At 72.6% G+C, this 25,526-nt stretch carries 22 protein-coding genes; 19 read left to right on the top strand and 3 right to left on the bottom strand.

What is annotated here, in order from left to right; all coding sequences use genetic code 11:
* From ACFWIA_RS17405 to ACFWIA_RS17360, 10 genes are all read left to right on the top strand, one after another.
* Positions 1–1,026 (top strand): ABC transporter permease, encoded by a 1,026-nt coding sequence (locus tag ACFWIA_RS17405; protein WP_387005518.1) that lies wholly within the window; start codon positions 1–3, stop codon positions 1,024–1,026.
* Complete coding sequence (locus tag ACFWIA_RS17400; protein ID WP_387005515.1) at positions 1,023–1,859, top strand: ABC transporter permease; 837 nt, start codon at positions 1,023–1,025, stop codon at positions 1,857–1,859. The genes ACFWIA_RS17405 and ACFWIA_RS17400 overlap by 4 nt, the downstream gene beginning before the upstream one ends.
* On the top strand, positions 1,856–3,619 hold the full coding sequence (locus ACFWIA_RS17395; protein WP_387005512.1) for an ABC transporter ATP-binding protein: 1,764 nt from the start codon (positions 1,856–1,858) through the stop codon (positions 3,617–3,619). Before ACFWIA_RS17400 ends, ACFWIA_RS17395 begins: the two co-directional genes overlap by 4 nt.
* On the top strand, positions 3,616–5,223 hold the full coding sequence (locus tag ACFWIA_RS17390; RefSeq protein WP_387005509.1) for an ABC transporter substrate-binding protein: 1,608 nt from the start codon (positions 3,616–3,618) through the stop codon (positions 5,221–5,223). The genes ACFWIA_RS17395 and ACFWIA_RS17390 overlap by 4 nt, the downstream gene beginning before the upstream one ends.
* A 41-nt stretch (positions 5,224–5,264) precedes the next feature.
* Positions 5,265–6,629, top strand: coding sequence for an LLM class flavin-dependent oxidoreductase (locus ACFWIA_RS17385; RefSeq protein WP_387005507.1), 1,365 nt, complete (start codon positions 5,265–5,267; stop codon positions 6,627–6,629).
* Between the two features lie 115 nt (positions 6,630–6,744).
* Entirely contained in the window at positions 6,745–7,449 is a 705-nt protein-coding gene (locus tag ACFWIA_RS17380) for a hypothetical protein (protein WP_387005504.1), read from the top strand.
* A gap of 5 nt (positions 7,450–7,454) precedes the next feature.
* The gene (locus tag ACFWIA_RS17375; protein WP_387005501.1) at positions 7,455–8,648 is read left to right on the top strand and encodes a 3-deoxy-7-phosphoheptulonate synthase; all 1,194 of its coding nucleotides are present in this window, start codon (positions 7,455–7,457) and stop codon (positions 8,646–8,648) included.
* Positions 8,649–8,679: 31 nt separating this feature from the next.
* Positions 8,680–9,756: an AMP-binding protein gene (locus ACFWIA_RS17370; RefSeq protein WP_387005499.1), complete on the top strand. Its 1,077-nt coding sequence runs from the start codon at positions 8,680–8,682 to the stop codon at positions 9,754–9,756.
* Positions 9,757–11,169, top strand: coding sequence for an aldehyde dehydrogenase family protein (locus ACFWIA_RS17365; protein ID WP_387005497.1), 1,413 nt, complete (start codon positions 9,757–9,759; stop codon positions 11,167–11,169).
* A gap of 280 nt (positions 11,170–11,449) precedes the next feature.
* Positions 11,450–12,487 carry an NUDIX domain-containing protein gene (locus ACFWIA_RS17360; protein ID WP_387005495.1) on the top strand — a complete coding sequence of 346 codons (1,038 nt, stop codon included), beginning with the start codon at positions 11,450–11,452 and terminating at the stop codon, positions 12,485–12,487.
* Positions 12,488–12,616: 129 nt separating this feature from the next.
* On the opposite strand, the gene ACFWIA_RS17355 is transcribed toward ACFWIA_RS17360, so the two are convergent.
* Complete coding sequence (locus tag ACFWIA_RS17355) at positions 12,617–13,972, bottom strand: dipeptidase (RefSeq protein ID WP_387005492.1); 1,356 nt, start codon at positions 13,970–13,972, stop codon at positions 12,617–12,619.
* 198 nt (positions 13,973–14,170) lie between these two features.
* Between ACFWIA_RS17355 and ACFWIA_RS17350 the strand changes: the two genes are divergently transcribed.
* From ACFWIA_RS17350 to ACFWIA_RS17320, 7 genes are all read left to right on the top strand, one after another.
* On the top strand, positions 14,171–15,373 hold the full coding sequence (locus tag ACFWIA_RS17350; RefSeq protein WP_387005489.1) for a geranylgeranyl reductase family protein: 1,203 nt from the start codon (positions 14,171–14,173) through the stop codon (positions 15,371–15,373).
* 109 nt (positions 15,374–15,482) lie between these two features.
* Entirely contained in the window at positions 15,483–16,769 is a 1,287-nt protein-coding gene (locus ACFWIA_RS17345) for a histidine kinase (RefSeq protein WP_387005486.1), read from the top strand.
* On the top strand, positions 16,766–17,431 hold the full coding sequence (locus ACFWIA_RS17340; protein ID WP_387005483.1) for a response regulator: 666 nt from the start codon (positions 16,766–16,768) through the stop codon (positions 17,429–17,431). Before ACFWIA_RS17345 ends, ACFWIA_RS17340 begins: the two co-directional genes overlap by 4 nt.
* 112 nt (positions 17,432–17,543) lie before the next feature.
* Positions 17,544–18,500 carry a hypothetical protein gene (locus ACFWIA_RS17335; protein ID WP_387005480.1) on the top strand — a complete coding sequence of 319 codons (957 nt, stop codon included), beginning with the start codon at positions 17,544–17,546 and terminating at the stop codon, positions 18,498–18,500.
* A 191-nt stretch (positions 18,501–18,691) separates the two neighbouring features.
* Complete coding sequence (locus ACFWIA_RS17330) at positions 18,692–19,087, top strand: MarR family winged helix-turn-helix transcriptional regulator (protein ID WP_387005477.1); 396 nt, start codon at positions 18,692–18,694, stop codon at positions 19,085–19,087.
* Between the two features lie 257 nt (positions 19,088–19,344).
* Positions 19,345–20,619, top strand: coding sequence for a nitrous oxide reductase family maturation protein NosD (locus ACFWIA_RS17325; RefSeq protein WP_387005474.1), 1,275 nt, complete (start codon positions 19,345–19,347; stop codon positions 20,617–20,619).
* Between the two features lie 46 nt (positions 20,620–20,665).
* Positions 20,666–21,157, top strand: coding sequence for a MarR family winged helix-turn-helix transcriptional regulator (locus ACFWIA_RS17320; protein WP_387005471.1), 492 nt, complete (start codon positions 20,666–20,668; stop codon positions 21,155–21,157).
* A 23-nt stretch (positions 21,158–21,180) separates the two neighbouring features.
* On the opposite strand, the gene ACFWIA_RS17315 is transcribed toward ACFWIA_RS17320, so the two are convergent.
* Both ACFWIA_RS17315 and ACFWIA_RS17310 read right to left on the bottom strand, forming a co-directional pair.
* Complete coding sequence (locus tag ACFWIA_RS17315) at positions 21,181–22,347, bottom strand: MFS transporter (protein ID WP_387005556.1); 1,167 nt, start codon at positions 22,345–22,347, stop codon at positions 21,181–21,183.
* Between the two features lie 292 nt (positions 22,348–22,639).
* Entirely contained in the window at positions 22,640–23,419 is a 780-nt protein-coding gene (locus ACFWIA_RS17310; protein WP_387005469.1) for a DeoR/GlpR family DNA-binding transcription regulator, read from the bottom strand.
* Between the two features lie 151 nt (positions 23,420–23,570).
* Here ACFWIA_RS17310 and ACFWIA_RS17305 point away from each other — a divergent pair, with 151 nt between their 5' ends.
* Both ACFWIA_RS17305 and ACFWIA_RS17300 read left to right on the top strand, forming a co-directional pair.
* The gene (locus tag ACFWIA_RS17305) at positions 23,571–24,455 is read left to right on the top strand and encodes an SIS domain-containing protein (protein WP_387005466.1); all 885 of its coding nucleotides are present in this window, start codon (positions 23,571–23,573) and stop codon (positions 24,453–24,455) included.
* A 136-nt stretch (positions 24,456–24,591) separates the two neighbouring features.
* Entirely contained in the window at positions 24,592–25,464 is an 873-nt protein-coding gene (locus tag ACFWIA_RS17300; protein WP_387005463.1) for a ketose-bisphosphate aldolase, read from the top strand.
* Positions 25,465–25,526 lie beyond the last annotated feature (62 nt).

The raw sequence follows: 25,526 nt of genomic DNA, 5'->3' as shown, positions 1-25,526 counted from the left end.
ATGGCGAAAACCCTGCACCCGGCACCACCCGGGAACACCACCCCGAAACGGCTGCCCGCGAGCCGGACCACCGCCGCGTACGTGCTGCGCCGCTGCGGCTACGGCGTGGTCGTGGTGTTCTCGGTCTACACCCTGTCGTTCTTCCTGCTCTACGCCCTGCCCAGCGACCCGGTCGCCCTCATGCTGGAACGCCGGTCCGCGGGGGCCGGCGGCGGCACGGCGGAACAGGTCGCCGCACTGCGCGCCCAGTACGGGCTCGACCAGCCGTTGTTCGTCCGCTACCTCGACACGCTCGGGCAACTCCTCCGCTGGGACCTGGGCACCTCCTTCCAATCGGGCAAACCGGTGCCGGAGGTCCTCGCGGCGGTGGCCCCGAACACCATCAGCCTCGCGGCCGGCGGCCTCGCCCTCGCGGTGCCGCTGTCCCTCGCGCTCGCCCTGGCCACCTCCTGGCGGCGCGACGGCTTCCTGCACCGCACCCTGGTGAACGTTCCGGCGCTGATCGCGTCGATCCCGGCGTTCTGGCTGGGCCTGCTGCTGGTGCAACTGTTCTCCTTCACCCTCGGGTGGGTGCCGTCAGCGGGCGGGACCGGCCTGTCCGGCCTGGTGCTGCCCGCGGTCGCGCTGGCCTTCCCGGTGTCCGCGTCGTTGACGGCCGTCCTCGTCCGCAGCCTCGACGACGTCCAGCAGGCGGCCTTCGTCGAACTGCTCCGGGCCCGGGGGCTGCCCTGGGGCCGGGTGTACCTCGCCCACGTGGTGCGCAACGCGCTGCTGCCCTTCGTGACCCTCGCCGGACTGACCGTCGGCGGAGTGCTGGTCGGCACCGTGATCACCGAGACGGTGTTCGCCCGGGCGGGCCTGGGCCGGCTGCTCGCCTCCTCCGTGGAGACGCAGGACGCCCCGGTGATCCTGGCGATCGCGGTGCTCGCCGCGCTGGTCTTCGCCGCCGTGAACCTCGCCGTCGACCTGCTGTACCCGGTCCTCGACCCGAGGACCCGGCACCGCAGCGGGGGAGTGCCCGCATGACCGCGACGACCGTTCCCCCCGCACCGGCACGGACCCGGACCTCCGTTCCGTGGGCGGCGCTGATCACCCTCGGCCTGGTGGCCGTCGCCGCGCTGCTCCCCCGGAGCATCGCCCCTGCAGACCCGTACGCCCAGGACGTCTCCCGACGTCTGCAACCCCCGTCCGCCGAGCACTTCTTCGGCACGGACGAACTCGGACGCGACCTGTTCAGCCGGGTCGTCCACGGAACCCAGGCCAGTCTGTCGATCGCGCTCCTCGCGCTGGCGTTCGCCTTCGGCCTGAGCATCGTGGTCGGCCTGGTCGCGGGCTACTTCGGGGGCGTCGTGGACCGGGTGCTGATGGCCACGGTGGACGTCCTGCTCGCCCTGCCCTCCCTGCTGATCTCGCTGCTGATCGTCTCGGGCCTGGGCACCGGCCCGGTCAACCTCGCCGTCGCCGTCGGCATCGCCTCGGTGCCCGCCCTGGTCCGGGTCACCCGTGCCGAGGTGCTGCGCGTCAGCGCCCAGACCTTCGTGGAGGCGGCGAAGGGCTTCGGGCTGCCCCGGTACCGCATCCTCCTGCGGCACGTCCTGCCCCACGCCCGGGGACCGATCACCGCGCTGGGCGCACTGGAGTTGGCGACGATGGTGCTGTCGGTCTCCGCCCTGAGCTTCCTGGGGTACGGCACCCAACCGCCGGACCCGGAGTGGGGGAGCCTGATCGCCGGTGGCCGCAACCACTTCGCCACGGCGTGGTGGCTCACCACCCTGCCCGGCGTGGTGCTCGCGGGCGTGGTGCTCGCGCTGCACCGCCTGGGACGGGCGCTCGGCGCGTCGGAAGCGGGGCTCGCATGAGTGCCCCCACCCGGCCGACGACCGGGCCCGATCCCCTGCTCCGCCTCGAAGGGCTCCGGGTGGCCTACCCCGGAGGCCGGGGACGCGCCGCCACGGTCGCCGTCGACGACCTGTCCGTCACCGTCCCGCGGGGGCGTGCGGTCGCCCTCGTCGGTGAGTCCGGCTCCGGCAAGTCCACGACCCTGCACGCGCTCCTCGGCATCGCGGCGCGCACCGCCCGGGTCGACATCGCCCGGCTGGAGTTCCAGGACGCCACCGGTGAACTCCGCCGGATCACCGACCCCCGCTCCCTGCGCGGCCGGTCGGTCGGACTCGTCCCCCAGGACCCCATCCGCTCGCTCGATCCGCTGATGCGGATCGGCGCGCAGTTCGCCGAGCTGTACCGGCACTTCCTGCGCCTCACCGACAAGGAGGAGAGCCGCGCCCGGACCGTCGCCGCGCTGGAAGCCGTCGGCGTCGACCGGCCGGAGCTACGACTGCGCCAGTACCCGCACGAACTGTCCGGAGGACAGCGGCAACGCATCCTGATCGCCCTCGCCCTGATCGGCGAGCCCCGTCTGCTGCTCGCCGACGAACCGACCTCCAACCTGGACGCCACCGTCCAGCGGCGGGTGCTGGACCTCTTCGACGAGGTGCGGGAGAGCCGGGACCTGTCGATGCTGCTGGTCACCCATGACATCGCGGTGGCCGGTGAACGCGCCGAGCACGTCCTGGTGATGCGGGACGGTCGCGTCGTCGAGTCCGGGCCGACCCAGCAGGTCCTCGGCGACCCGCAGGACGCCTACACCCGACAACTGCTGACCTCCCAGCCCAGCAGGTTGCCGGCCCGCCCCGCGGCGCAGGTCGCCGAGGACGCGCCACCGCCCGTGCTCGAAGCGCGCGGGCTCGGCAAGTCGTTCGTCAGCGAACGGGGCCACGAACGGGTCCACGCCGTGCAGGACGTGAGCCTCGGCCTGCACCGCGGACGGACCGTTGCGATCGTCGGCGAGTCGGGGGCGGGGAAGTCCACCCTGCTGCGGCTGCTGACCGGACTCGAAGCCGCCGACAGCGGCACCGTGCTCCTCGACGGTCAGGAACTGCGCCCCGTCCGACGGGCCCGCGCGGAGTTCGCCCGCCGGGTGCAACTCGTCTACCAGAACCCCGCGCGCAGCCTGAACCCCTCGCTGGCCGTCGGCCGCGCCGTCACGGAACCGTTGGAAGCGCACGGCGTCGGCAGCAAGCGGTGGCGCGCCCAGCGCGCCCGGGAACTCCTCGAACAGGTCGACCTGCCGGCAGACCTCGCCGACCGCCGCCCCACCCAACTGTCCGGCGGACAGTTGCAGCGGGTGGCGATCGCCCGGGCGCTCGCCCTCGACCCGGACGTCGTCGTGCTCGACGAACCCGTCTCGGCGCTCGACCAGGCCGTGCAGTTCGCCCTGCTGGAACTCCTCGGCGAACTCCAGGCCCGCCGCGGCATGGCCTACCTCCTGGTCTCCCACGACCTCGGGGTGGTCCGCGCCGTCGCCGACGAGGTGCTGGTCATGCACCGGGGGCGGGTCGAGGAACGCGGCCCCACCGAGGCCGTGTTCGAGGCCCCCACCAGCCCGCACACCCGGGCCCTGCTGGACGCGGTCCCCGCGCTCCGGCTCGCTCCGCCCGCCGACCCCACCACCACTGCCCGTCCCTCCACCGCTTCCGACCCTGCCGTCCCCTCCACTCCTCTGACCTCTTTCACCTCCCCTACCTCTCGCACCTCTCCAGACAGGACACCTTCACCATGACCCGCGCGCCCCTGACGCGCCTGCTCGCCGCCACCGGAGCAGCAACTCTCCTCCTGACGGGCTGCTCCGCCGGAGTCGATGCCTCCTCCGGCAACACGGACACGACCCATCTGCGCGTGGCGTACGGCTGGTACCCGACCTGCTTCGACTACGCGCAGTCCAACCCGTTCGCGCTCTTCGGCCGACAGGTGCTGGACACCCTGCTCAGCGAGGACCCCACCACCGGCCAGCTCGAACCGTATCTGGCCGAGTCCTGGAAGACCCTGGACGGCGGACGCGCCTACGAGTTCACGATCCGTGACGGAGTGACCTTCAGCAACGGCGAGAAGCTGACCGCCCAGGTCGTCGCGGACAACTTCGAAAAGCTCTGGGACCTGGCCGAGCAGGGCGTCTCCCAGACGCCCGGCGCCTACCTCCGCGGCTACGAACGCGCCCGGGCCGTCGACGGGCGCAAGGTGCGCATCGAGTTCAAGGAGCCCAACGCCGGCTTCCTCCAGGCCAACAGCGAGGGCCAGTTCGGGATCATCGCCCCCGAGTCCCTGGCGAAGAGCCCGAAGGAACGCTGCGCGGAGGGCACCGTCGGCTCGGGACCCTTCGTGCTGGACGAGGCCGTGCAGGACGAACGCGTCGAGTACGTCCAGCGCAAGGACTACGACTGGGCCCCCGAGACCTACGGACGCAAGGGCGCGTCCGCACTGGAGCGGGTGACCGTCCAGATCGTGCCCGAGGAGAGCCTGCGGGCCGCCGGTGTCGTGTCGGGGGAGTACGACCTCGCCTACTCGATGACCGAGACGGGACTCGCCCAGGCCGAGAAGCAGAGCGGCGTCACCACCGTCCTCGCCGCCAACCGCGGCGTGGTGAACACCTTCGTCGCCAACACGGCCGACCCGGTCATCGCCGACCCGGCGGTCCGTCAGGCCATCCAACACGGCATCGACCGCAAGGAGTTCGTCGACACGTTCTACGGCGAGGGCGTCGAACCCGCCACCAGCGTGGTGTCCCGCGGGCACCCGTCGTACGAGGAACACGGCGATCTGCTCCGTTACGACCCCGACCACAGCCGCAAGCTCCTCGACCGGGCCGGCTGGAAGAAGGGCGACGACGGCGTCCGGGCCAAGGACGGCCGCCGACTGAAGGTGTCGCTCACCTTCGCCGGCACCGACATCGGCACCGCCGCGTCGGGCTGGGAGTACGTGAAGGACAACCTCGCCGACCTCGGCATCGCGGTCGAACTCAACCGGGTGTCCGAGGCGGAACAGGCGGACCTCCGCAAGTCCGGTGACTGGCAACTCGCCGTCTACCAAGGGGCCAGCCGCGGCGACGCCGACGGCATCGCCGCCTTCTACCACACCGATCTCGCCCCCTGGGGCGGGCAGGCCCCCCGACCGGCCGTCGACTCGCTCCTCGCCCGACAGGCCGCCACCGCCGACCCGGCGAAGCGCCGCGCCCTGGTCGACGACGCGGTGACCAGGATCCTCAAGCAGGCCTACGGCATCCCGCTGTTCGACTCCGCGCAGGTCCTGTTGGCGCGGACGAACGTCAAGGAGCTGACGTTCCCCGTCAACTCCTGGGAACCGATCTTCCACCGCGTCAAGAAGAACTGACCCGCGCAGCACCCGAACAGACCCCACAGCGAGAGGGAAAGATGTCAACCTCGTCACCGGCCGCCACCTCGGCGGCCGGGCCCCCACGACAGACCGGAAGCGGCCCGACGGTGCTGCTCAACGCGCAGTACCTGCCCACGAGTCGGGACTGGCGGACGGCGGCGGGCCGCGCCGACTCCCCGTTCCGGGTGGACACCTTCCTGCGGGCCGCCCAGCAGGCGGAGGCCGCAGGAGTGGACGCCCTGTTCCAGGCCGACTTCTCCGGAGTGAACCGTGCCGGGCTGCGCGCGGGCCCCCCGCTGACCGTGTTCGAGCCGTTCCAGATGGCGGCGCTGATCGCCAGCGCCACCACCCGGATCGCGGTGATGCCGACCGTCTCCACGATGTACACGCACCCCTCCGCGTTCGCGCGCAGCCTCGCCAGCCTGGACCGGATATCCGCCGGGCGGGCCTGGGTCAACGTGGTGTCGTCCTTCCGGTCGGGCACGGCCCTCGGCGTCCAGCGCCAGGTGCCCCGGGACCGACGCCACGTCCAGACCGAGGAGTTCATCCAGGTGGCCCGTCAGCTGTGGGCGAGCTGGCCGCCGGAGGCGAACCGGCCCGACCGGGCGACGGACCGCTTCGTCCGCGAGGACCTCATCACGGACGTCACCCACCACGGCGAGTTCTACGACCAGACCGGCCCCATCGACATGGCGCCCTACTCGCCCGCGTTCCCGTTCACCCTGGAGGCCACTTCGTCGCTGGAGGGGCTGCGGCTGGCCGCCCGCACCGCCGACGGCGTCTTCGCGGGAACCGCCACCCTCGGCGCGGCGAAGGAACTGCGACGCATCCTCCGCCGCGAGGCACGGGCAGCAGGACGCCCCGAGGACGCGGTCGCCCTGCTGCCCGGCAGCTACGTGCACATCGTCGGCACCGAGGACGAGGCCGAACGCCTGCTCCGCGCCCAGCGCGCGCACGCCGGCGCCCACGGCGGGCGGCTCGCCCTCGACGAAGTGCGGGCCCGGTACCCCGGACTCCACCTGGACGGCCTCGGTCCGGCCGACCGGCTGCCCGCCCGGGTGCTCCCCGAGGACCCCGACGAGGTCTTCGCGACGCACGGTTCGCGGTACCTGCCGCTGTGGGACCTCGCCCGGGCGGGCGGGCGGACCGTCGGGGAGTTCGCGGCGGCGGCGGTCGGCCTCGCCGAGCACGCACGGTTCGTGGGCACCCCCGAGCAGATCGGGGACGAGATGCGCCGGTGGTACGACGAGGGCGGTGTCGACGGCTTCCAACTGATCCTCGGCAACGACTTCGACGCGCTCTGCGAAGGCGTCGTCCCGCGACTGCGGGGGAGCGGCACCCCGGCCCCGCACGGCGCTCCGCACCGCCGACCGGCCACCACGGGCTCCTCCCCGCGACTCTAGGAGACCGGCGCCCACCCGAACGCTCCGGTGTCCCGACGGACCCGTCGGGACACCCGGGCGTGCGCGATCCGTCCACCCGCAGAGCACGTCCAGGAAACAGGAGAGGTAGCCACGCATGACCGATTGCAAGCGGGCGTCCACCGTCGACGCGGACACGCGCGCAGTGCCCCCCGAGGAGACGCCCCCCGACGCCGCCCGCACCGCCCTGTGGAAACGCCGCCTGTTCGAAGGGGAGGCCGGCCTGACCCGGTTCGTCGTCGAGGCCCGGGCGGGGCTCCACATGCAGGACCTCCTGAGGGTCAAGCACGCCATCTTCGAGGGACTGCCGGAGGGCGAAGGGGAAGAGGAGTGGAAGGCGGCCTTCTTCCGCGGGCAGGCCCTGATGGAGAAGTTCGTCGTGGGGCACTTCGGCCTCGACGACCTCGCCTCCTGGGCGGCGTCCAACAGCACGATCTACGCGGCCGTCGACCCCGCCCCCAAGCACGACGCCGTCGTCCCGCTGGAACGGCTCAACGCCCAGGCGGACCTCTACGGCTCCGACACCGAGTGGGTCGAGAACGGACCCGAGCGCGCCGTGCTGCGCATCCGGCGCTGCGCCATCTGGGAGTACCGCGAACTGGCCCGCGAACGCGGTGTCACCTTGACGCTCCGGTCCCCGTGCGAGTACTGCGTGCCGGCGACCACCGGAATGATCACCAAGAAGGGACTGCGCGCCGCACACGAACTGACCGAGGGCCCGAGCGGCAACGGATGCGTGTGGACCACCTCCCGTGCACGCCCCCGACCCGCCGGCGGCCACCACCCCGATTCCGAAGGATGACTTCCATGACCGGACCCACCACCGGACTCGACAGCCACGCACTCGCAGAGACGAACTGGGACCGATTCCGCGGGCTCCCCGCACGCCAACAGCCCGACTGGCCCGACCGCGAAGCCCTGCGGGCCACTCTGCGCGCCCTTCCGCCCCAGGACCTCGTCAGCCCCCGATCCGTCACCGAACTCCGCAGCGAACTGGCCCAGTTGGACGCCGGAGGAGGGCTGATCCTGCAACTCGGCCACTGCGTCGAGAACATCGACGACGACGTGGACGCCGACACCCGCAGCATGATCGCCTTCCTCACCCACTTCCGGTCACACCTACGGACGCACACCGGGCGCCACGTCATCGGCGTCGGGCGCCTCGCCGGCCAGTACGCCAAGCCCCGTTCCCAGGACCACGAGGTGGTGGGCGGAGTGAGCCTGCCCAGCTACCGCGGCCCCATCGTCAACTCCCCCCGCCCCGACCGGAAGGCCCGCAGACCCGCACCGGCCCGCATCGCCCAGGCCCACGCCGCCGCCCAGACCTCCTACGCGGCCATCGCGGACCACCACCGGGCGACCGCGAACCTCGATCCGATCTGGACCAGCCACGAGATGCTCCTGCTCGACTACGAGCTGCGCTTCCTCCGCCGCGGCGAGTCGGGGCACCACCTCGCCACCACCCACTGGCCGTGGATCGGCGCCCGCACCCGACAGCCCGACGGGGCGCACATCGCCGTCGCGGCCACCCTGAGCAACCCCGTCAGCGTGAAGGTCGGACCCGACCTGACGCCGGACGAGGCGGCGGAGTTGGCGGTCCGGCTGAATCCCCGTGACGAGCCGGGCAAGCTCACCTTCATCGCCCGCATGGGACACCGGAACATCGAGCAACTGCGCCCCCTCGTACGGAGCGTGCACCGCCGGGTCGAGAACGTGCACTGGATCAGCGACCCGATGCACGGCAACACGGTCACGGGCACCCACGGCTTCAAGACCCGCCACGTCGAGCACGTCGTCGACGAGCTGACGCAGTTCCAACGCATCCTCGTCGACGCCGGGCACCGCCCCGCCGGACTCCACCTGGAGGCCACGCCCGAGGACGTCCACGAGTGCACCCAGGACGGCCACGAGCCGCACGACCCGGCCCGCTACCGGACCTTGCTGGACCCCCGTCTCAACCCCGAACAGACCGCGCGGGTCCTGGGCAGCTGGTTCGTATGAGCCGACACCGGCCCCCGACAAGGAGCACCCCATGACCGCTTCGTTCCTCGCCCTCGAAGACTCCGCGACGATCGACCCCGACGCGTACCTGCACGCCGCCCTGCACTGGCACTTCTCGCCCGACACCGGCTCACCGCTGTGGCTGGAGCTGGCCAAGACGCTCGACTTCGACCCCCTCACCGACATCCGCTCCTACGCCGACCTCGCCAGGTTCCCCGACATCGCCGAGCACCTGCGGGACCGGCCCGTCGCCGACCTCGTCCCGCAGGGACTGGCGCACGAACCCGTCCCCTCCGTGTTCGAGACCGGCGGAACCACCGGTGCGCCCAAACGCCTTCCCTACACCGAGCGTTGGGTGCGCCGGGCCCTCGAATGGAAGACCGCCGAACTGCGCGAGGCGGGCTTCCCCAGCGGCCGGCCGTGGCTGGTGGCGATGCCCTCGGGCCCGCACGCCTTCGGACACACCACCCGCCTCCAGGCCAAGGCCCTGGGGTCCGTCCTGCACACCGTGGACCTCGACCCGCGCTGGGTGAAGAAGCTGATCGCCGCGGGCGAGAGCCCCGACCCGTACCTCGCGCACCTGGTCGACCAGCTCGGCCACGTCATCCGCAGCCAGGACATCGCCGCCATCACGACCACCCCACCGATCTTCTCCGAACTGCTCCTCCACGACGAACTCGCCGACCGGCTGCGGGGGACCCTGAAGTACCTGGCCTTCGCCGGAGCGCACCTCGACGACGACACGTACGACCTCATCGCGGACGCCCTGCCCGACACGGTGATCCAGAACATCTACGGCAGCACCATGGTCCTCACCACCGCACGGGCACGCCCCACCGAGGACGCGTCCGACACCGTCTACGACGGCTACTCCCCGTTCGTGGTCTTCGCCGTCGTCGACCCCGAGACCCGGCTCCCCGTGGCCTACGGGGAACGGGGACAGGTACGCATGACGCACCTCAGCAGCGGGGTCTTCATCCCCAACAACCTGGAACGGGACTCGGCGATCCGGGTGCCCGCACCGGAAGGGGCCGTCGGGGACGCCCTAGGGTCGCCACAACCGCTCGCCGCGTTCGACGGGGAGCCGGTCATCCAGGGGGTGTACTAGATGGGGGCCCCGTCCCGCGTCCCGTCCCGCGTCGCCCCACAGGCCGAAGACGTCCTGGAACTCCCGCTGTTGACGCACCGAGGACGGCTCAGCACCCGGGCCCGGGAGACCGTCCACGCCCTCGACGGTTCCCCGCTGGCCTCCCTCTCGCTCAGCCCCGACCTGCTCCTCTCGCAGAGCGTCCGGGCCCAGGCCGCCGCCGCCCCGCTGCCCGCCGGGGAACGCGCCGCAAGGCTCGTCGAGGCGTCCCGACGGTTCCTGGACGACGTCCTCGGCGGACTCTCGTTCGCGGAACACTGCGCGTACGTCAACCGCGTGTCCGGCCACAACGCCCCGCTCACCGAGGAGTTGGGGCGCGCCGTCGCCGTGGCCATCGCGGAAGCACCCGACCGGGCCGACCGCGCCCGGCCCCACGGCTCGGTCCGCACCTGGCAGGAGGCCGCCGACGGAACGGGCAGCGGCGTGTGGACCCGACGGGGCGAGACGCTCGCCGCCGTGCTCTCCGGCAACACGCCCACGATCCAGAACGGCTGGCTCCAGGCGCTGGCCCTCGGGTACCGGGTCGCGGTGCGCCCCTCGCGCCGTGAACCCTTCACCGCCCACCGGGTCATCGAGGCGCTCCGGGCGGCGGGCTTCCCGGACACCGCCGCGGTGTACCTCCCGACCACGCACGGGGGAGTGTCCACCCTGCTGCGCCGCGCCGACCTCGGTCTCGCCTACGGCGGCGACGAGATCGCGCACGCCTACGGCTCCTCACCGACGGTCAAGGTCGGCGGGCCTGGCCGTTCCAAGACGCTCGTCGCCCGCGACCGGCTCTCCCCGGCGACCCTCGCCGCCGTGGCCGACTCGGTGAGCGCCCTCTCCGGCTCCGCCTGCGTGAACACCACCGCGGTGCTGGTGGAGGGCGACCACGAACAGTTCGCCCGTGACCTCGCGGCGGTGCTGCGGGCGCGCGCCGGCGCACACCAGACTACCCCCCGGCACCTGGGCCCCCGGGTGTCCCGCGAGTCGGCGGACGCGCTGATCGGGCACCTGAAGCGCCACGCCTCCCACGCGCGCCCGCTGATCCCCCTCCAGGAGGTGACCACCGACCATCCCGACGGCGGCGTGGTGCTCGGCCCGGCGGTGTTCGCCGTCGCGGACCCCCGGGACCGGCTCCTCGCCACCGAACTGCCCTTCCCCTGCGTCTGGGTGGCCCCCTGGACCGCGGCGGACGGCATCGGTCCGCTCCGTGACTCACTGGTCGTCAACGCCGTCACCCGGGACGAGGACCTGATCGGTGCACTGCTGCGCGACCCGAGCGTGCGCAACGTCCACGTCAACGCCCCCACCGTGCACAGCGACGGGAACCTGCCCCACGAGGACTACGTCGGTGACTTCCTGATGCGGAACAAGGCCGTCGTGTCCGTCTGACACGTGCCCGACCGGCATCCGGCCGAGGATGTCCGGACCGGGCGCCGTGGAGGAGGTCGGCCGACCCCGTGCCTCCTCCACGGCCCCCGTCCCGCTCCCATCGGGTCCCGACCCGCCTCCTGGTCCGACCGTCGGCGCAGGTCACCACCGGTTCGACAGGTGGCTACGAGGGTGCCGTGATGCTCCTCAGGAACTGCGGGTACGGTCCCCTCGGCGCATCCTGGTTTCCGTGACAGGGTGTTGCGGGCAAGCCTCAGGGGCCGACAGAAGAGGGGGAACCGTGATCGTCTGGATCAACGGTGCGTTCGGTGCGGGCAAGACGACCACCGCACGGGAACTGATCGAGCTGATCCCGAACAGCACGCTCTTCGACCCCGACGTGATCGGCGGTGCGCTGTCCCAACTGCTGCCGCCCAAACGCCTCGACGAGGTCAGCGACTACCAGGACCTGCCGATCTGGCGCCGTCTGGTGGCGGACACCGCCGCGGCCCTCCTCGCCGAGGTCGGCGGGGTCCTCGTCGTCCCCGTGACCCTGCTGCGCCAGGACTACCGGGACGAGATCTTCGGCACGCTCGCCTCCCGGCGGATCGCCGTGCGCCACCTCCTGCTGGCACCGGCCGAAACGATCCTGCGAGAGCGGATCGAGCAGCGGGAGGTCCCGTCCGGCCCGGTGGACCGGGAGACGTCCGTCCGACGGTGGAGCCACGACCACGTGGAGCCCTACCTGGCCGCCCTGGGATCGTGGCTCACCGCGGACGCCCACCTCATCGACAACGGCAGGCTCAGCCCGCACGAAACGGCGGTCCGGATCGCCGAGGCCGTCCGCAGCGGTGCCGCACCCGCCGTCGACATCGTGCAGACACCCCGACCCACCGCGGAGACGGTGGCCGCCGGAGTGCTCCTCTTCGACGCCCGCGATCGCGTCCTCCTGGTCGATCCGACGTACAAGGCCGGCTGGGAGTTCCCCGGCGGGATCGTCGAACCCGGAGAGGCGCCCGCCCGCGCGGGGCTGCGCGAGGTGGAGGAGGAGACCGGGCTCCGCCTCGACGGCGTGCCCCGGTTGCTCGTGGTCGACTGGGAGCCGCCGGCGCCGCCCCGCTACGGAGGGCTGCGCTTCCTCTTCGACGGCGGTCGTCTCGACCCCACCGCGACGGACCGGTTGCTCCTGCCCGACACCGAGTTGCGCGACTGCCGCTTCGTCACCGAGGACGAGGCCGGGCGGCTGCTGCCCCCCGAACACCACGCGCGCCTGCGGTGGGCGCTGCGCGCCAGGGAACAGGGCGCGCCCGTCTACCTGGAGGCCGGCGCCCCGGCCTAAGCCCCCCGCCGATGCCCGTCGCCCCCGGTACCCGCGGGGCGGCACCACCGACGCCGGACGGGCTTCCCTCGGCACCGGACCGGCCGTCACCGAGGGGCGCGGGGGCGACGACCCCCGCGCCCACCACCGTCACACGTGCGCGTACCCCGTCAGGAACAGGGCCTCCGCCAGGGCCAGCCGCTCCAGTTCCTGTGGGGACACGCTCTCGTCGGCCGCATGGATGCGGGCCTCCGGCTCGCTCAGCCCGATCAGCAGGATCTCCGCCTGCGGATACAGGGTGGCGAGCGTGTTGCACAGCGGGATCGAACCCCCCTGCCCGGCGTACTGCATCCGCTCGCCCGGGTACGCCGTGCCCATCGCCTCGGCCATGGCCCGGTACGCCGGACTCGACGGGTCCGCGCGGAAGGGCTGGCCCTCGCCGCTCTGCTCCACCCGCACCCGCGCCCCCCACGGCGTACGGGACTCGACGTGCGCGACCAGCAGCCGGGTCGCCTCGGCGGCGTCCACGCCCGGCGGCACCCGCAGGCTCACCAGGGCCCGCGCACGCGCCTGCACCGACGGCGTCGCCTCCGCCACCGACGGGCAGTCGATGCCCAGGACCGTCACTGCCGGCCGCGCCCAGATCCGGTCCGCGACCGTGCCCGAACCGATGAGTTCCACCCCGTCCAGCACCCGGGCGTCCGCGCGGAACGACTCCGGCGGATACGCCAGGCCCTCCCACACCCCCTCGCCGGACAGTCCGTCCACCGTGGTCGAACCGTCCGGCGCGCGCAACGAGTCGAGGACGCGGATCAGCGCACCGAGCGCGTCCGGGGCCGCCCCGCCGAACTGCCCCGAATGCAGATTGCCCGCCAGGGTCTCCATCTCGATCCGGACCATCGTCATCCCGCGCAGGGTCGTGGTCACGGTCGGCAGCCCCACCCGGAAGTTGCCCGCGTCACCGATGACGATGCTGTCCGCGCGCAGCAGCTCGGGGTGCTGCTCGGCGTACCGTTCGAGCCCTCCGGTGCCCTGCTCCTCGGAGCCCTCCACGATGATCTTCACGCCCACCGGCACCCCGCCGTGCTCCTTCAGCGCCCGCAGCGCCACGAGGTGCATCACCAGCCCGCCCTTGCAGTCGGCGGCGCCGCGCCCGTACCAGCGGCCGTCCCGCTCGGTCAGCTCGAACGGCGGAGTCGACCACGCCGACTCGTCGAGCGGCGGCTGCACGTCGTAGTGCGCGTACAGCAGCACCGTCGGCGCACCCTCGGGACCGGGCAGGTGGCCGTACACCGACTGGGTGCCGTCCGGCGTGTCGAGGAGGGCCACGTCCTGGAAGCCCTCGGCGTGCAGGGCGGCCACGATCCAGCGCGCGGCGGCCTCGCTCTCGCCCTTCGGGAACTGGGTGAAGTCCGCCACCGACTTGAAGGCCACCAGTTCGGCGAGGTCGGTGCGGGCCCTCGGCATGAGCGAAGCGACGGTGGCAGCGAGCGGATTCGGTGACATGGGCACGCTCCTGGAGGGTGCGACGTTGGTACTCGTGTACGGGGCGGGACGCTGGGGTCCGTGGGAGGTGCCCGTGCGATGCCGGTGGAGGGCACGTACCGGGCGCCGATGATCCTCCCACAGCGGCAAGCGGCGGCGCCCGCCGTAGGATGCCTGATGGAAGCGCGGCAAGCTGTGGGATCGGAGCGGTAGACCAACGTGAGCAGCGAGAACACTTCGGACGAGGCCCGTCACGTCTGGGACGTCGTCGTGGTCGGGGCGGGACCCGCAGGGGCCTGTGCCGCCTATGCGGCGGCAGTGGCGGGGCGCAGCGTCCTCGTGCTGGAGAAGGCCGAACTGCCCCGTTACAAGACGTGCGGCGGCGGCATCATCGGCCCCTCGCGCGACGCACTGCCGCCCGGCTTCGAACTGCCCCTCCAGGACCGGGTGCAGGCGGTGACCTTCACCCTCGACGGCAAGTTCAGCCGGACCCGCAAGTCGAAGCACACCCTGTTCGGCCTGATCAACCGTCCCGAGTTCGACCAGCAACTGGTGGAGCACGCGCAGAAGGCGGGCGCCGAACTCCGTACCGGGGCCACGGTCACCCGGGTCGAGCAGCACGGCTCGGCCGTTCCCGACCGGCGTACGGTCGCCGTGGTCCTCCAGAGCGGCGAGACCCTGCTCGCGCGGGCCGTCGTCGGCGCGGACGGCAGCGCCAGCCGGATAGGGGCACACGTCGGGGTCAAGGTCGACCAGGTCGACCTGGGGCTCGAAGCCGAGATCCCGGTGCCGCCGACGGTCGCCGAGGACTGGAAGGGGCGGGTCCTCATCGACTGGGGCCCCATGCCCGGCAGTTACGGGTGGGTGTTCCCCAAGGGCGAGACCCTGACCGTGGGGGTCATCTCGGCCCGCGGCGAGGGCGCCGCCACCAAGCGGTACCTGGAGGACTTCATCGCCCGCCTCGGGCTCGCCGGTTTCGAACCGAGCATCTCCTCGGGGCACCTCACCCGTTGCCGCAGCGACGACTCGCCGCTGTCCCGGGGGCGCGTGCTGGTCTGCGGTGACGCGGCGGGGCTGCTGGAGCCGTGGACCCGTGAGGGCATCTCCTTCGCCCTGCGCTCGGGCCGACTGGCCGGCGAGTGGGCGGTGCGCATCGCCGAGTCGCACGACGCCGTCGACGCACGGCGGCAGGCCCTCAACTACGCGTTCGCGGTCAAGGCGGGCCTGGGCGTCGAGATGAGCGTCGGCAAGCGGATGATGTCCCTGTTCGAGCGCAGGCCGGGGATGCTGCACGCCGCACTGACCGGATTCCGACCGGCCTGGAAGGCGTTCACCCGGATCACCCGGGGCACCAGCACCCTCGGGGAGATCGTGCGGACCCACCCGATGGCGGGACGCGTGCTGTCGTCGATCAACCGCTGACCGCGGCCGCCCGCCCGCGGCCCGGGCGTCCGGGTACTCCCCGGGGAGTACCCGGGCCCACCTCGTCCGGTCGACGCCCCGAGCACCCCGGACGTCTAGCGTGAGCGCCATGGGAGAGCGGCGCGTGCACGAGGACGACGGCCCGGACCGGGAGGGCCCGCCGTGGCGGTGGTGGACCGGGCCGGGGCGGGGCGACGGGACGGACGAGGGCCCGACGGAATCCGGGGCCGGCGCGCGGTGGCCCTGGCGCTCCACCCTCCTCGTCACCGCGGTCGTCCTCATCGGCACCACCTTCGCCGCGCAGGCCCAGCCCGACCGGGAACCCCTCGGAGTCGCTGGTCGACTGCTGCTGGCCGGGTGCGCACTGCTCCTCCTGGCCCGGTGGCGCCACCCCGTCGCGGTCGTCTTCGGCACCGCCCTCGGGGCGCTCGCCTACCTCGCCGCCGGCTACCCCTACGGTCCGGTGTTCCTGACCTTGGCCGTGGCCTGCTTCAGTGCGGTGGTGGCCGGTCACCGGCGCGCCGCGTGGACGGCCGTCGGCCTCTGGTGGGCGGGGCACCTGCTGGTGTCGCACGCATTCCACCGCTGGCTGTCGCCGACCGGCGACGCAGCCGCTCCCTGGGGCAGCGAGGTGATCGTCGGTGCTTGGCTGGTGGCCATCCTCGCGGTGTCGGAGCTGGGCCGGGTCCGCCGGGAACAGTGGCACCGCGAGCGGGCCGAGCGCAGGGCGGCGGCGCGCCGCCGGGCCGACGAGGAGCGCCTGCGGATCGCCCGTGAACTGCATGACGTCCTCGCCCACAGCATCTCCGTGATCAACGTGCAGGCGGGCGTGGGCCTGGCCCTGCTGGACTCCGATCCGGAGCAGGCCAGGACCGCGCTGACCACCATCAAGGGGGCGAGCAAGGAGGCCCTCGGCGAGGTCCGGCAGGTCCTCGACGCGCTCCGCACGCCGGGCACCGCCCCGCTGGCGCCCGCCCCCGGCATCGACCGGCTCCCCGAACTGGTCGAGCAGGCGGCCCGTGCCGGACTCGCCGTCGAGGTCACCACCGAGGGCACGCCCCGCCCGCTGCCGCCCGGGACGGACCTGGCCGCGTTCCGGATCGTCCAGGAAGCACTCACCAACGTGGTGCGGCACTCGGGTTCGCGGCGGGCCCGGGTGCTGGTGCACTACGGGGACGACCGCCATCTGCTGCTGCACGTCGACGACGACGGTCCGGCGACCGCAGCGGAGGCGGGCGGCAGCGGCAACGGACTCGCCGGGATGCGGGAGCGGGCCGCAGCGCTCGGTGGCACGATCGAAGCGGGGGCCCGGCCGGACGGCGGGTTCCGGGTGGGAGCCGACCTGCCCTTCGCGACCCGGCAACCGCCCGTCGAGCCGCCCCGGGAGGGCCCGTGATCCGCGTACTGCTGGCCGATGACCAGGCCCTGGTCCGGGCGGGGTTCCGGGCGTTGCTGGACGCACAACCGGACGTCGAGGTCGCCGGTGAGGCCGCCGACGGCGAGCAGGCCGTGCGGATGGTCCGGGAGCTACGGCCGGACGTGGTCCTCATGGACATCCGCATGCCGCGGCTCGACGGCCTGGCGGCGACCCGCCGCATCGCCGGTGACCCGGACACCGGTGCGGTCCGCGTGGTCATGCTCACCACCTTCGAGCTGGACGAGTACGTCTTCGAGGCCATCCGGGCGGGTGCCTCGGGGTTCCTGGTCAAGGACACCGAACCGGAGGAACTGCTGCGCGCCGTGCGGGCGGTGGTGGCCGGGGACGCGCTGCTGTCGCCCGGGGTGACCCGTCGGCTCATCGCGGAGTTCGCGGCCCGTTCCAAGGTGCCGGAGGCGGCTGCGTCGTTGGACCCGCTCACCGACCGGGAACGCGAGGTGATGGCCCTCGTCGGGATGGGCCTGTCGAACGAGGAGATCGCCCGGCGGCTCGTCGTGAGTCCGCTCACCGCCAAGACGCACGTGAGCCGGGCGATGGTGAAGCTGGCGGTCCGGGACCGTGCTCAACTCGTCGTCCTGGCCTATGAGTCCGGACTGGTCCGGCCGGGCTGGCTCGGCTGAGGTTCCCTTGCGGACTCATCCCAGGTGATGACAGGGATGCGACCGACGGTTGACGCCCGCGGGTGCGATGCTGAACGAGGCTGGAACTCCTTTGGCAGGGACGGGAGTTCAGGTGATCCGGTGGGATCGGGTCGGGCAGTGCGCCGCGTACGGGGCCGCGTTGGCGTTGGCGCCCTACTTGCTGATCAAGGTGTCGTGGGTGGCCGGTTCGCTCGCGGGGCTGCTGCCGGTCGGGGCCGGCTTCGGCAAGGCCGAGTGGGTGGTGCTCAACAGTGCGACGATCGGCATGGCCGGGATCGGGATCGCGGTGGCACTCGCGCTGGTGCGGCCCTGGGGGATGCGCATTCCGGGGGCGCCGTTCGTCTTCTGCGCCTGGGTCGGGACGGGATTCCTCGTGCCGGTGCTGCCGTACGCCGTGTTCAGTTCGTTCCCGGGCCCGGCGGACGACGGTCGGGAGACGGGGACTGACCCGGGCCCGTCGATGCCGGACTGGGAGGCCGCGCTGGTGCAGTTCGGATGCGTCGGCATGGGGCTGGGGCTGGCCCTCGCGCTGCCCGCGTACCTGCGGCGGCGCTGGCCGGACGCGTTCGCCGGTCGGCTCGGGCGCGGCGGAAGGGAGACGTCGGGGGCGCCGCCGTGGCGGGTGGTGGTCGGCGTCACGGTCGGTCTCGTCTGGCTGTACTGGGCGGTCGGCGGCACCGTGGCCGTCGCCCGCCCCGGGGAGCGGGACTTCGCCTGGAGCACGCTGTCCGGCCTCCTCGGGTTCTGGGCCCTGGTCGCTTCTGGCGCCACCTGGGCCGTCCTCGGGGGCCGGCCCGCGGGGGTCCCCCGGTGGGGCCCGATGGTGCTCGGCTGGCTCGGCTCGGGCTCGTTGTTCGCCTGGAGCGGATGGAAGCTTCCGTTCACCCTGTACCTGGCGGTTGCGCAACCGGCCGATGCGACCCTCCCGGAGGACCTCGCGCTCGCGGCCGTCCTCCACCTCGCGGCGGTGGGCGCGGGTGCGGCGATGCTGAGGGCGCTCCTTCGTGCCCGGAAGCCGTCTCGGGGCCCTCGGCGCGCACACGGGTGATGAGGAAGTTCTCACTGGTGTACAAGGGGTCGAGGGGGCCGATCCGTACCGCTGACCCCGTCTCAACGGGGCGTATGGACGTTGGGGCACACCGGATGAGAAGGACCCCAGCCATCACGAACCGGCCAGCTGTTGTGTACGCGTCGAAACCTCACACCTCCTTCACCCACCCCCTGCTACGGTTGCCCGCCATGACCGTGAAGTCCTCCGAACACCCCCTCGTGGACCGCTGGCGGGAGATCCTGACGCTGCACGCGCGCACCATGTGCGAGTTGGACCGGGAACTCCACCGGTACGGCCTGGGCGTCAGCGACTTCGAGGTGCTCGACGTCCTCGCCGAGTACGAGGAGCAGGGCAGAGTCGGGGAGCACCGCGTCCAGGAGATCGCCGCGCGCGTCCATCTCAGCCAGAGCGCGCTGTCCCGGCTGATCGGCCGGCTGGAGCGGGACGGGCTCGTGGAGCGCGGCATGTGTGCGCGGGACCGGCGGGGCGTCCAGGTGCGCTTGACGCCCAAGGGACGGGAAGCCCACGCGGGTGCGCTGCCGGCGCAACGCGCGGTGCTCGGAAGGACGTTGCGCGAAGCCTGAGCCGTGCCCCGGTCTATGGGCGGGGCGTCGGGGCGCCGTGGGAAGTGTTCGGTGAGCGGGCACCGCAGCCGCACGGCGAACGGCGATCCGGTCATCCTACGCCCGCCGTAGGCCATTCTTTGCCGCCTCATTTCCTTGTGGATGCTTTCGCTTGACCCTGTGCGAAAGGCGGGCCGTCCGTCTCGTCGTGCCCCGCAAGGGGTCCGTGCCCGACCAACGAGGCCGGTCCGCAACGCCACGGCAGAAGGAGTCCCGGCATGATCCGCGTTTCCCGGATGCTGTCGTCAGGGTGGTTCGCGGCGGTGGGGGCCGCCGCGCTCCTCACCGTGTTGACGCCCGCGCACGCTGCGCACGCCTCGCCACTGTCCTGCGGCCAGACCGTCACGACCAGCGTCGTCCTCACGGCCGACCTGCTCAACTGCCCCGGTGACGGCCTGGTCGTCGGCGCCGTCGGGATCACCGTCGACCTCAACGGGCGCACGGTCGACGGCGTCGGTCTGGGCGTCGGCATCCGCAACGACGGCTTCGCCAACGTCACCCTCACCAACAGCAGCAGCACTCCCGCCCGCGTGCAGGAGTTCGACCACGGCGTGCGGCTCAACCCCGGAACGTCGGGCAACATCGTCGAGAAGGTCACCGTCCAGAACAACGAGTTCTCCGGCATCGAACTCAACAGTGCCGTCAACAACAACCGGGTGCGCAACAACCTCGTCGAACGACAGGCCAAGAGAGGCATCCTGATCTCCGGCGGATCACGGGACAACGTGATCACCGGCAACACGCTCAACGCCAACCAGGGCGAAGGCGTGTTCGTGCAGAACTCCCCCAGCAACCGCCTCGAAGGCAACCAGGTCACCGGCAGCGGCGGCGCCGGCCTGGTCCTGGAGGGCTCCAGCGGGAACAGCCTGCTGACCAACACCGTCGGCGGCAGTAGCGACGGCGCGATCGTCCTGCGGCTCGGCTCGAACGACAACCTCGTCCAGGGCAACTCGTCCACCCGGAGCGCGGACGCCGGGCTGACCGTCGCCGACTCCACCGGCAACCGCATCCTCTCCAACACGGTCCGGGGCAGCGGCGACAGCGGGATCGTCCTCCAGTCCTCTCACGGCAGCACGGTCACCGGCAACGACGTCAGCGCGAACACCGGCGGCATCGAGCTGAGCTTCGCCCACAACAACCTGATCCAGTCCAACACCGCGAACGACACCACCGGGGACGGGATCAGCCTGACGCAGTCGCTCAACAACGGTCTGGAGCTCAACCAGGCCAACCGCAACAACTCACGGGGCATCTACGTGGTCGGCGACGCGACCCCCGGCAACGGCAACCGGTTGCTCCGCAACACCGCCAGCACCAACAAGGGCGACGGCATCGCCGTCTCGAAGGCCGGCCACACCGTCCAGGGCAACACCACCCGGAACAACAACAGTTGGGGCGTCTCCGCCGACCCGGGCAATGTGGACGGCGGCGGCAACCTGGCCAGCGGCAACGGCCAGGCCGCCCAGTGCAAGGGCGTGGTCTGCACCCCCTGAGCCCCACCGACGCGCACCGCGCCCGCCCGCGGGTAGCGTCGTGACCATGGACTCCTCGAACGGCGCAACCACCGACCAGGCACCAGGCAATCCGGCCGCCACCGACGACGAGTTGGCCAGCCAGCCCATCGGCTACTGGAGCGGCCGGGTCCACGCACTCGTCACCCGGCAGCTGCGTGACGCGATGGCCGGGATCGACGTCACGCAGCCGCAGTACTGGGTGCTCAACACCGTCAAGTACAGCCCCGAACCGCCGAGCCCGGACGAGACGTCCGCCCGACTGTCGCCCCTCGCGGACGATCCGCACGAGATCCCCCGCGTCGTCGCCCAGCTGCTCCACCGGGGGTGGCTGCGCACCGACGCCGGAGCCCGCCTCCACCTCACCGACGCGGGGGAAACCGCCAGGGTGCGGCTGCGCACGTTGGTGGGCGAACTCCGTACGGTCGTCCACGACGGCATCAGCGACGAGGAGTACGTCGTCGCGCTCAAGGTGCTGCGCAGGATGATCGCCAACGTGGACGGCGCCGGGAACCCGTAGCCCGGGGTCGGGGCCGCTGCGCCTCAGTCCCGGTCCGTCGACCGCGTCGCGTAGGCGATCAGCGCGGCCACGGCCGACAGGACCGCGACGCTGGTCAGTGCCGAGGGCAGGGTGAACCAGTCCGCCATGAAGCCGATGGCGGGCGGGCCCAACAGGAGCCCGCCGTACCCGAGGGTCGAGGCCACCGCGATGCCGTTCGGGCCGGCGAGGGCTCCGGCGCGCTCGATGGCCACCGGGAAGAGGTTCGCGAGGCCCAGACCGGTGACGGCGAAGCCGAGGAGCGTGCCCCACACGGTCGGCGCGAGCGCACCGGCGAGCATCCCCACCGACGCGGTCACCCCGCCCGCCACCAGGGTGCGGGTGCGCCCCAGCCGTTCCAGGAGCGCAGTACCCGAAAAGCGGCCGATCGTCATGGTCAGGGCGAAACACGAGTAACCGGCCGCAGCGACACCGGGATGGGCGCCCAGGTCGTCCTCCAGGTGCAGGGCGCCCCAGTCGGCGAGCGTGCCCTCGCCGTACGCCGTGCACAGGGCGATCAGACCGAGCACCAGCACCAGGCGTCGGGTCCGACGGTCCATGCGGCGGTGCGCCGTGCGCTGGGCGGTGCCGTTGCCGGCGACCGGTTCGGGCGTCGGATCGGGGATGCCGTGGCGGAGCAGGGGGCGTGCCGCGACGACGGTCACCGCGATGCCGATCGTCGCCAGCAGGATCAGGTGGGGGGTGGGGGACAGGGAACCCGCGAGCAGCGCGCCGAGCCCCGCGCCGACCATGCCGCCGAGGCTGTACGCGGCGTGGAACGCGGGCATGAGCGGGCGCCGGACCGCGAGCACCACGTTCACCGCCGCGCTGTTCAGGGCCACGCTCAAGGAGCCGTAGGCCGCACCGAACAGCAGGAGCACGATGCCCAGCGCGGTCGCGGACCGGGCCAGCGGCGGCAGGAGCACGCTCAGGGACATCAGCGCCGCGCACGCGATGGTGACCCGGAGGCTGCCGAAGCGGCGGCAGAGCCGGCCGGTGAGCGTCATCGTGACGACGGCGCCGGCGGAGAGGCACAGCAGGGCGAGGCCGAGCGAGGTGGCGGAGGCGCCGGTCTGTTCCTTGATGGCGGGGATCCGGACGACCCATCCGGCGAAGACGAAGCCGTCCAGGGCGAAGAAGGCGGTGAGGGCGGTGCGGGGGTTGGACCGCAGGGGGGTCGACCCGCCGGCCCGGGAGGGGGCGGCGAGTTTGTTTAGTATCGGCACAAAGTCAGGGTAGGGGCCGACTCGGGCCCGAACAAGGGTCGTGCGTTTGATTGTGCGAGTGCCTGGGGGTTCCCCTGGGTGGTCGTGTGGGCTTGTGGGGGCGCGGCCCGGGGCGGGGTCTGCCGCCTGGTCCTCCGCGGGGACTTCCGCAGGGCCTTCGGCGGCGGGCGCCCACGGGTGGGAGCGAACGAGCCGCCCCGTCGGCGTGGGCGGCGATGGCCCTCGGCGGGCGGCGGCCTCAGACCGCCAGGACGGTGATGCCCGCTTCCTCGAAGCGGCTGAGCACGGCGGGGTCGGCGGCCCGGTCGGTGACCAGGGTGTCCACCCCGGCCGCGGGTCGGATGTGGGCGAACGCCCGGGCCCCGAGTTTGCTGGAGTCGGCGGCGACCACCACCCGCTCGGCCCGTTCGCACAGCAGCCGGTTCGTGGCCGCCTCGCCCTCGTCGTGCGCGGAGGCTCCGTGCCGCACGTCGAAGGCGACCACGCCGAGGACGGCGACGTCGACGGTGATCTGCCGCAGCACCGCGTCCGCCAGCGGGCCGATCAACTCGTAGGACTGCGGACGCGCCACCCCGCCCGTGAGCACGATCTTGAACTGGGGGCGGACCGCCAGCTCGTTGGCGATGTTCAGGGCGTTGGTGACGATCGTCAGTGCCGGGGCGCCGGACGCCAACTCGGGTCGCACCGCCAGGGCGCGCGCCACCTCGGTGGTGGTGGTCCCGCCCGTGAGGCCGACCGCCTCCCCGGGGGTGACCAGCGCGGCGACCGCCTCCGCGATCCGCTGCTTCTCGGGCGCCCGGCGTGCGGACTTGTAGCGCAGCGGAAGTTCGTACGACACCCCGTGCGCCACCGCCCCGCCCCGGGTCCTCACGAGCAGTTGCTGCTCGGCGAGCCCGTCGAAGTCGCGCCGGATGGTCGCGGCCGAAACCTCCAGGGCCGTGGCGGCCTCTTCCACGTCGAGGCGTCCCCGCTCCACCAGCAGTTCCAGCAGTGCCTTCCATCGGGCGTCGCGGGACATCGACATGCTCCGTTCAAGTCCGTTCGGTGGGCCGGGTCGCCGGATCGTTGGGGTGACCCTAGCGTAACTTCCTGCAAAGGAAATGCTTGAAGATGCTTGAAAGTGCGCTGTATCTTGCAGAAATAAGCATTCATGGGAGAGGGGACCCGGCATGAGCCATGTCGAGAACGAACTGAACAGCCAGCCCGAGTGCTGGACCCGCGCCGCCGCGCTCGCCGCCGAGCACACCGCGGCGCTGCCCGCGCCCGGAGAGCGCGTCGCCCTCGTCGGCTGCGGCACCTCGCTCTTCATGGCGCAGGCAGCCGCCGCCCTGCGGGAAGGAGCCGGCCAGGGCGAGACCGATGCGTTCGCCGCCTCCGAGTTCCCGCACCACCGCCCCTACGACCGCGTCGTGGCGCTCACCCGCTCCGGCACCACCAGCGAGGTCCTGGAACTGCTCGGAGCGCTGCCCCGGGGCACCCGCACCACCGCCGTCACCGCCGACCCCGAAACGCCGGTGATGCAGGCCGCCGACGCCGTCGTGGTCCTCGACTTCGCCGACGAGCGCTCCGTCGTGCAGACCCGCTTCGCGACCACCGCACTGACCCTGCTCCGCGCACACCTCGGGCTGCACTCCGAAGCCGTCGTCGCCGACGCCCGCACCGCACTGGCCGAGCCGCTGCCGGAGGGGCTCGTCGACCGGACGCAGTTCACGTTCCTGGGCCGCGGCTGGACGGTCGGCCTGGCCAACGAAGCCGGGCTGAAGATGCGGGAGGCCGCCCTCGCCTGGACGGAGGCGTACCCGGCGATGGAGTACCGGCACGGCCCCATCAGCATCGCCACCGAGGGAACCGCCACCTGGATGTTCGGCGAGGCGCCCGAGGGGCTCGCCGAACAGGTGCGGGCCACCGGCGCCCAGTGGATTCCCGGTGGCCTCGACCCGCTCGCCGAACTCGTGCGCGCCCAGCGGCTCGCCGTGGCCGTGGCCGCCGCCCGCGGCCTCGACCCCGACCGCCCCCGCCACCTCACCCGCTCGGTGATCCTCACCGCCTCCTGACACGTCACACCACGCCCCCAGCCCCCGGGCGTGGTGGGCTCCCGGGCCGCCACGCCCGTCCGGGAGCCCACCGCCCCGGCGCCACCGGGGCACCGCACGGAACCAACAGCACGGACGAAGAGGAAGGAGGGGCCCGATGCCCCTCGCAGCAACAGGTGACCTCGTCACACAGGCCGTCGCCGCCCGCGGAGCCGTCGCCGCGTTCAACATCATCACGCTGGAGCACGTCGAGGCGGTCATCGCCGGCGCCGAGGCCGTGGACGCCCCCGTCGTCCTCCAGATCAGCGAGAACGCCGTCAAGTTCCGCTACGGGCGACTGCTCCCGCTCGCCCGGGCCGCCGTCGCCGCCGCGGAACGGGCCGCCGTCCCCGTCGCCCTGCACCTGGACCACGTCCAGAGCGACGACCTGCTGCGGCAGGCCCACGACGCCGGGTTCAGCTCGGTGATGTACGACGCGGCCCGACTCCCCTACGCCGAGAACCTGGCCGCGACGCGGGCCGCCGCCGAGTGGGGCCACCGACGCGGACTGTGGGTCGAGGCCGAACTCGGCGAGGTCGGCGGCAAGGACGGCGAGCCCCCGCTCGACGCACACGCCCCGGGCGCCCGCACCGAGCCTGCGGAGGCCGTACGGTTCGTGGCCGAATCCGGAGTCGACGGGCTCGCCGTGGCCGTCGGCAGTTCGCACGCCATGACCCGCCGCACCGCCGTCCTCGACCACGCCCTGCTCGCCGACCTGGCCACCGCGCTCGACGTGCCGTTGGTGCTGCACGGCTCGTCCGGCGTGCCCGACGAAGAACTGCGCCGGGCCGTCGCCGGGGGGATCGCCAAGGTCAACGTGGGCACGGCACTGAACGCGGCGATGACGCTGGCCATCCGTGACTTCCTCGCCGCGCACCCCGAGGCCGTGGACTCGCGCAAGTACCTGAGCGTGGGCCGGGAGGCGATGGCGGCCACCGTCCGCGAACTCATCACCGTCCTGCGCTCCGCCCCGACCCCGGTGAACGTCTGACGCCACCCCCGGGACGGTCGCCCGTCCCGGGCGGAACGCGCCGTCCCCGACGAAGGCGGCGA

The sequence above is a fragment of the Streptomyces sp. NPDC127068 genome, from assembly GCF_042724695.1.
Classification (GTDB): domain Bacteria; phylum Actinomycetota; class Actinomycetes; order Streptomycetales; family Streptomycetaceae; genus Streptomyces.
Note: the sequence above shows the minus strand (reverse complement) of the source record. Positions and strands in the feature narration are given on the sequence as shown.

Coding starts and splice junctions, on each gene's coding strand:
- ACFWIA_RS17405 (WP_387005518.1), top strand. CDS start 1: ATGGCGAAAACCCTGCACCCGGCACCACCCGGGAACACCACCCCGAAA.
- ACFWIA_RS17400 (WP_387005515.1), top strand. CDS start 1,023: ATGACCGCGACGACCGTTCCCCCCGCACCGGCACGGACCCGGACCTCC.
- ACFWIA_RS17395 (WP_387005512.1), top strand. CDS start 1,856: ATGAGTGCCCCCACCCGGCCGACGACCGGGCCCGATCCCCTGCTCCGC.
- ACFWIA_RS17390 (WP_387005509.1), top strand. CDS start 3,616: ATGACCCGCGCGCCCCTGACGCGCCTGCTCGCCGCCACCGGAGCAGCA.
- ACFWIA_RS17385 (WP_387005507.1), top strand. CDS start 5,265: ATGTCAACCTCGTCACCGGCCGCCACCTCGGCGGCCGGGCCCCCACGA.
- ACFWIA_RS17380 (WP_387005504.1), top strand. CDS start 6,745: ATGACCGATTGCAAGCGGGCGTCCACCGTCGACGCGGACACGCGCGCA.
- ACFWIA_RS17375 (WP_387005501.1), top strand. CDS start 7,455: ATGACCGGACCCACCACCGGACTCGACAGCCACGCACTCGCAGAGACG.
- ACFWIA_RS17370 (WP_387005499.1), top strand. CDS start 8,680: ATGACCGCTTCGTTCCTCGCCCTCGAAGACTCCGCGACGATCGACCCC.
- ACFWIA_RS17365 (WP_387005497.1), top strand. CDS start 9,757: ATGGGGGCCCCGTCCCGCGTCCCGTCCCGCGTCGCCCCACAGGCCGAA.
- ACFWIA_RS17355 (WP_387005492.1), bottom strand. CDS start 13,972: ATGTCACCGAATCCGCTCGCTGCCACCGTCGCTTCGCTCATGCCGAGG.
- ACFWIA_RS17345 (WP_387005486.1), top strand. CDS start 15,483: ATGGGAGAGCGGCGCGTGCACGAGGACGACGGCCCGGACCGGGAGGGC.
- ACFWIA_RS17330 (WP_387005477.1), top strand. CDS start 18,692: ATGACCGTGAAGTCCTCCGAACACCCCCTCGTGGACCGCTGGCGGGAG.
- ACFWIA_RS17325 (WP_387005474.1), top strand. CDS start 19,345: ATGATCCGCGTTTCCCGGATGCTGTCGTCAGGGTGGTTCGCGGCGGTG.
- ACFWIA_RS17320 (WP_387005471.1), top strand. CDS start 20,666: ATGGACTCCTCGAACGGCGCAACCACCGACCAGGCACCAGGCAATCCG.
- ACFWIA_RS17310 (WP_387005469.1), bottom strand. CDS start 23,419: ATGTCCCGCGACGCCCGATGGAAGGCACTGCTGGAACTGCTGGTGGAG.
- ACFWIA_RS17305 (WP_387005466.1), top strand. CDS start 23,571: ATGAGCCATGTCGAGAACGAACTGAACAGCCAGCCCGAGTGCTGGACC.
- ACFWIA_RS17300 (WP_387005463.1), top strand. CDS start 24,592: ATGCCCCTCGCAGCAACAGGTGACCTCGTCACACAGGCCGTCGCCGCC.